The organism is bacterium, assembly GCA_019695335.1.
GTDB lineage: Bacteria > CLD3 > CLD3 > SB21 > SB21 > JABWBZ01.
Genome location: JAIBAF010000108.1, coordinates 1 through 6,774 on the forward strand (window position 1 = coordinate 1; position 6,774 = coordinate 6,774).

Annotated in this window: 4 protein-coding genes; 3 read left to right on the plus strand and 1 reads right to left on the minus strand. The window is 42.9% G+C overall.

Features of this window, described 5'->3' with window-relative positions; all coding sequences use genetic code 11:
- The 3 genes from K1X84_16360 to K1X84_16370 form a co-directional block, all read left to right on the plus strand.
- Positions 1–2,882 (plus strand): PDZ domain-containing protein (locus K1X84_16360; GenBank protein ID MBX7153203.1); only part of this gene is annotated, 2,882 nt, incomplete at its 5' end.
- A 72-nt stretch (positions 2,883–2,954) separates the two neighbouring features.
- The gene (locus tag K1X84_16365) at positions 2,955–4,610 is read left to right on the plus strand and encodes a hypothetical protein (protein MBX7153204.1); all 1,656 of its coding nucleotides are present in this window, start codon (positions 2,955–2,957) and stop codon (positions 4,608–4,610) included.
- A gap of 73 nt (positions 4,611–4,683) precedes the next feature.
- Positions 4,684–5,157: a nuclear transport factor 2 family protein gene (locus K1X84_16370; GenBank protein ID MBX7153205.1), complete on the plus strand. Its 474-nt coding sequence runs from the start codon at positions 4,684–4,686 to the stop codon at positions 5,155–5,157.
- Positions 5,158–5,164: 7 nt separating this feature from the next.
- On the opposite strand, the gene K1X84_16375 is transcribed toward K1X84_16370, so the two are convergent.
- Positions 5,165–6,637 (minus strand): ATP-binding cassette domain-containing protein, encoded by a 1,473-nt coding sequence (locus K1X84_16375; GenBank protein MBX7153206.1) that lies wholly within the window; start codon positions 6,635–6,637, stop codon positions 5,165–5,167.
- Between the last annotated feature and the right edge of the window lie 137 nt (positions 6,638–6,774).

A 6,774-nucleotide genomic window follows, 5' to 3' on the forward strand; every position in this document is an offset into this window, starting at 1 on the left:
CGTGGAAAAATACGACGTCGGAAATTATTTTTCGCTCCCGCATGATCTCATTCAATGATTTTGTAGGACAATTATTTTCAGTTTCTGCCGATGGCCAGATGCAGACTCAATTACCAGTGCCGCGTGGTGGCTGGTGTTCGTTTTCATCCGACGATAAAAAGATGGCATATAATAAAGTATTTCGTGAATTCCGTACATGGAAACGGTACCGCGGAGGCATGGCTGATGATATCTGGATTGCAGATTTTTCCGCCAAAACTGTCGAGAACATTACGAACAATGACGCATCGGATCTGTACCCGATGTGGATCGGTCAAAAAATTTATTTCATCTCCGACCGTGACGATTCCAAACGTTTTAACCTCTTTGTTTACGACATCGGAACGAAACAAACCAAGCAACTTACCACTTTCACGGATTTCGATATTAAATTCCCTTCCATGAGCAAAGACGCGATCGTATTTGAACTTGGCGGTTATATTTACCGGTTTGACGTTGCAACTGAAAAAGCAGCAAAAGTACCGGTTGTAATTTTAGAAGATTTTTCATCCGGACGCGGAGGTTTGATCAATGTCAGCAAAAGCGTGACGAATTATGAAATTTCTCCCGACGGGAAACGTGCTCTTTTTGGCGCCCGTGGCGAAATCTTCACCGTTCCGGCCAAAAACGGGCCGACACGGAATTTGACGAATTCTTCCGGAGTACACGAACGCAATTCAAAATGGTCGCCGGACGGGAAATGGATCGCGTACATATCCGACGCATCGGGCGAAAATGAAATTTACATTCTTCCTCAAGATGGCAAAGGCAAACCCACCCAGGTTACCAAAGGCGCCGATACGTATTACTATACGATTTATTGGTCGCCAGACAGTAAAAAAATCATGTGGGCGGATAAAAAGCTTCGTCTCCGTTATGTTGATGTGAGTACGGGAGCGATCACTGAAGTGGTCAAGGCCACAGCGTGGGAAATTACGCAATATGCCTGGTCGCCGGACAGCCGGTGGATCACCTATTCGAAACCTGAAGAAGAAGGCCTGAATAAGGTGTATCTTTATTCAGTGGATCAGAAAAAATCATTTGAAGTGACGGACGGTTGGTACGATTCCAACAGTCCGAATTTCAGCGCTGACGGCAAATACCTGATGTTTGCTTCAGGCCGTGATTTCAACCCGATTTATGGTGCGACAGAATGGAATCACATTTATAAAGATATGGAGAGAGTGTATCTGATCACGCTTTCCAAAGATACTGAATCGCCGTTCAAGCCGAAGAGCGACGAAGTCACTATCAAAAAAGAAGAAACGAAAACTGAAACCAAAAAAGACGAGAAACAAGAAAAGAAAGAAGAAATGATGAAAGTCGATACCGACGGTATCAAAGACCGTATTATCGGCCTCCCGATTTCATCAGGTAATTTCTTCAACATTGCGTGTATTGAAGACAAAGTTTACTACAATCGTAACAGTTCTAAAGATGAAAAGCCTGTATTATTAATGTTCGATTTGAAAGAGCAAAAAGAGACTGAACTCGGACAAATTAACGGTTATGACATTTCAGCCGATAATAAAAAAATGATCGTTTCTCAATCGCAGGCGTATGCGATCATTGATGTGCCGAAAAGCAAAATTGATCTTAAAGACAAATTAGATTTGTCCGGAATGGAAATGAAACTGAATCGCCGCGAAGAATGGACACAGATTTTCAACGAAAGCTGGCGGCAGATGCGTGATTTCTTTTATGCGCCGAACATGCACGGCGTAGATTGGGCCGGCGTCCGTAAAAAATACGAAGTTTTACTGCCTTACGTGAATCACCGTAATGATCTGACATTTATCATCGGTGAAATGATCGGTGAAATTAACATCGGCCACTCCTATGTCGGCGGCGGTGAAAGACCGTCCGTCAAAAAGATTCCGCTCGGATTGCTTGGCGCTGAAATTTCACGCGATGCCGCTTCAAAGTTTTTTAAAATCGATAAAATTTTGAAAGGCGAAAACTGGAACAAACAAACGCGTTCGCCTCTGACTGAAATCGGTGTTAACGTCAATGTCGGCGAGTATATTTTAGCTGTCAACGGGCAGCCGACCAATGAAATGAACAATCTTTATGAAGCATTGGTCAATACGGCCAATAAGCAAGTAGTTCTGAGAGTAAACTCGAAGCCGACAGAACAAGGTAGCCGCGAAGTAACGGTAATTCCTACTGATGATGAAGGCGATTTGTATTACTACAATTGGGTTCAATCGAATATCGACAAAGTCAGCAAAGCAACCAATGGCAAAGTCGGTTACATTCACGTTCCCGATATGGGCACGCCGGGATTAAATGAATTCGTCAAACATTTTTATCCTCAATTGCGTAAGAAAGCGTTGATCATCGACGTTCGGGGCAATGGCGGCGGCAATGTTTCTCCGATGCTTATTGAGCGCTTGCGCAGGGAAATCGTCATGATCGATATAGCGCGCAATGCATCGAAAACGCCCGATCCGAATGACATGATCGTCGGACCAATGGTCTGTTTGCTTAATGAATATTCTGCGTCGGATGGCGATTTATTTCCATACCGGTTTAAAAAATATAACATGGGAAAACTCATTGGTAAACGCAGTTGGGGCGGTGTAGTCGGCATCCGTGGCAGTTTACCATTTGTCGACGGAGGTTTTTTGAATAAGCCGGAATTTTCGCGATACGATCTTGAAGGTAAAAACTGGATTATCGAAGGTCACGGCGTCGATCCGGACATTGTCGTGGATAACGATCCGTTCAAAGAAATGTCCGGCGTAGACGAACAATTAAATAAAGCGATTGAAGTTATTTTGGAAGAATTGAAGACTCAAGGTAAAGAGTTGCCTGAAGCGCCTGAATATCCGAAGAAATAAATACTTCCACGGCTTATTTTGCAACACTTGCAATGCATTGTAAGTCGTGGCGAACTTAAACAGGAGAATCTCATGAAACGAATCTGGATGATCGCTGCGCTGGCGATCGGTCTCGCAGCGTGTCAGAAGCCAACCGATAAACCGAAGGAAATGAAAAGCGACATGCAAAAGAAAATCGATCAATTTGGTAAAATCGAAATCAGCGTTAACATGGATCAACTTTCGACCAAAGAAAAAGAAATGGTTAAACTGTTGGTGAAAGCCGGCGAATACGCTGACAAGATTTTCTGGAAGCAAACATCCTACGATGCCATTCCCACGCGGGAAATGTTGGCTGCCAAAACCGATCAGGCTTCCAAAGAAGCTTTGGAATATGTCAACATTTCGTACGGTCCGTATGACCGTATAACCGGCGAACGGTTTGTCGGCGAAGGTTCGGCCAAGCGTCCTGACGGGGGAACTTTTTATCCCGCCGATATGACCCGTGAAGAATTTGAAAAATATATCAAAGGCAATCCCGGTCAGGAAAAAGAATTGACCGGGCAATACACCGTTGTTGTTCGTGACGGTAATAAACTCAAAGGCGTTCCGTATCACGACTATTACAAAGATGAAATTGCCGAAATGGCTAAACTGCTTACCCAGGCTTCCGAATTAGCTGAAAACGAATCTTTAAAAAAATATCTTGCTGCCCGTGCCAAGGCCATAACATCGGACGATTATTATGAATCCGATGTTTTGTGGATGAAACTCAAAGACAATAACGTCGATATTGTTATCGGGCCGGTTGAAAATTACGAAGATGGTATGTTTAATTACAAAACTGCTTTTGAAGCAGCCGTGATGGTAAAAGACCCTGAAGGCACAAAAGAATTGCAGGTATTTCAGTCACATATTGACGCACTGGAACAAAATTTACCGTCTAAAAAAGAATATATCCGAAAAAACGCCGGCAAGGGCAATGTCCTCGAAGTGGTTAATATCGCTTTCTTCGGCGGTGATTTTCAGGCAGGCATCAAAACAATTGCCGCTTCACTGCCCAATGATCCGAAAGTACATGATGAATTCGGCGGAAAAAAACAGATGTATAAAAATCTGATGGAAGCCAAGTTTGAAAAAATCCTTGTGCCGATTGGTACGCAAATCATTTCGGAAGAAAACCGGAAATATATTGACAAGCATGCTTTCACAACGTTTGTAACTATGCACGAAGTGTCGCACACACTCGGACGCGGTTATGTATATGGCAATGACAAACTCGAAGTTCGCAAAGCTCTTAAAGAGATGTTTTCGCCGCTCGAAGAAGCAAAAGCGGACGTGGTCGGCATCTACAACATGGAATATTTCAAACGTCAAGGTATCTATGACGATGAAATGATTAAAAAATTCTACGTAACGTATCTTGTCGGTCTTTTCCGATCGATCCGTTTTGGAGCTGAAGATGCGCACGGACAAGCGAACATCGCCCAGATGGCATTTTTAAAAGAACAAGGCGCATTGGGTCGGGATGAGAAAGGTAACTGGGTCATTCACTTTGACAAATTCCATACAGGCGTCACAGCATTGGCTAAGACGTTGCTTGAACTGCAAGCCGAAGGTAATTATGAAGGCGCTAAACAATTTCTCGCAAAATACGGCGAAGTGACGGCCGATATCAAAGCCGATATAGAAAAAATGAATGCGATACCACGCGATTTGAATACGACGTACGCCGTAACGAAGATGTAATCAATTGTTTTCGCGTAAAAAAGCCTCGTCAGTGGGACGAGGCTTTTTTATTTAATAACTAAAAATAAAAACGATGAATCCAAATAGCGACCTGATCAAAAAATTTTACACTGCTTTCAATTCTAAAGATGCTGAAACTATGGTGTCACTATACGACGATAAAATCGTTTTTTCCGACCCTGCCTTCGGCATTCTGGAAGGTGAAAATGCAAAAAATATGTGGCGAATGTTATGCGGACGGGCCAAGGATTTGACGGTTACTTGTTCTGAGATTCAGGCCGATGATAATCAAGGGTCAGCCCGGTGGGAAGCACGCTACACATTTGGAAAAACCGGACGACAAGTTCATAATGTGATTGAAGCGACTTTTGAATTCAGAAACGGTTTGATCGTGAGACATACGGATACTTTTGATATTTGGAAATGGTCGCGAATGGCGTTAGGGGCGGTTGGGATTTTACTGGGGTGGACGCCGTGGCTTCAAACAAAGATCAGAAAAGACGCTTTAAAGGGATTAAAAGCCTTTTCTGAAAAAATAAAAAAATAAAATTTCTTCAAACGGATTTCAGATAATAAATATTTTCTTTCGGTACGAGTGTGTCAAAAATTTCTTCATTATGAGAAATGACAAGTTGTCCTACACCGGCCTCGGTCTTTTGACGGAGCTGTTCGATTACCGACGATAAACTTTGAAAATCCAATCCGTTCAGCGGTTCATCCAGCAATATTATTTTAGTATTTAACAGCAAAGCCCGTAAAAGATTCAAACGCTGCTTCTGTCCACCGCTCAGATGAGCTATCTTTTGTTTTAAAAACTTTCTTTCAATCTTGTTGCCAAACATCGCCTGAACATTTTTCCAGACGCTCTCGGGAGTTAATGTTTGCACGGGCAAACCTTTGAGCGCATCCGCAACATTAGCTTGTTGATTCAATGACTCATCAGCGTGTTGAAAAACCATCGTCAGCGTCCTTCCCCATAGTTGTTTCCATTTCGATCTTTCTGAAACTGCTGGTACAGGAATCCGATCAATACGGAGATCGGCCGATTCAGCCGCCTGCAAACCTGCTATGATTTTTGCAACGGTTGTTTTACCCACTCCGCTCGGTGCTTTCAGATAAATCCATTCACCGGCCTTCAGAATCAAAGGCACTTCCGCCGTATCATCGGGAAGACGATGAAAAGAAAGTCGTCGATCAAAAATTTTGACACCGCTTGCCAAATAAAGTAATTCCACCGCTTCGGCAGAAGCTTTGGGAAACGCCTTTTGTTCTAAGAGCCAGTGTGTATAAGTTTTCGGAGCAAATGACTTCAAAACCTGCTGCTCATTTTCATAAGACATTTCTGTAAAATCAACTTTTGAAACTAAGTCGGTATGCTGTTGCTGTACCTGACTGATTGTGGAGTAATCGTGCGTAATGATCAAAGCTGTAAAAGGTTTCTGACGATAACAGGCAAAAAGAAAATTCAGGAACCGATTGCGATAATAATTATCTAGGCTCCCGGTCGGTTCGTCGAAAATAAATAATGCTTCTTTTGCATCGGTGTTACGAAGAAACGTTTTGATCTTCTTAAAAGCCATAACCAGAAGAAATCGCTGTTTTTCTCCGCCGCTCGGTCGATAAGGTTTAGGATAAACGTTCAAAAGCGATTCAATATTAGCGCTACCCCACAGGTGATCAACTATTTCACGTTCATCGCCGGTTTCCTGTAACGAAGCCTCGCGGATTTGTTCGCCAATCGTAAATAAAGGATGGAAGTGTGACGATGGCTCCTGAAAAACAAAAAAGCCGTCACGTTGCAATATTTTGACTTCGGGAGATGCGGCGTAAGTGGAATAATCGGTGCCGTTAATCGAAATAGTCAGTCCAGACCGGTCGAGCAATCCGAACAATGCTTTGGTGATAAGAGTTTTTCCAATTCCTGATTCGCCAAGCAAAAACGTAACGGCGTTCGGTCGGATGTTGAAATTTCGGATATAGGCCAGACGTCGCTCGGGTGAATTTATTTCAATGTCGTACGGCGTCATAAACGTTTTCTCAATGCGTAAGCTTTGTTAATCATATAAACCGATATCAATGAAAATACAATTAGAAATGCAACAGTGACGCCTTGTAAATGAGTTGTAAAAAGCCGTGGAATATATTCCGGATTGAGCAATGAATT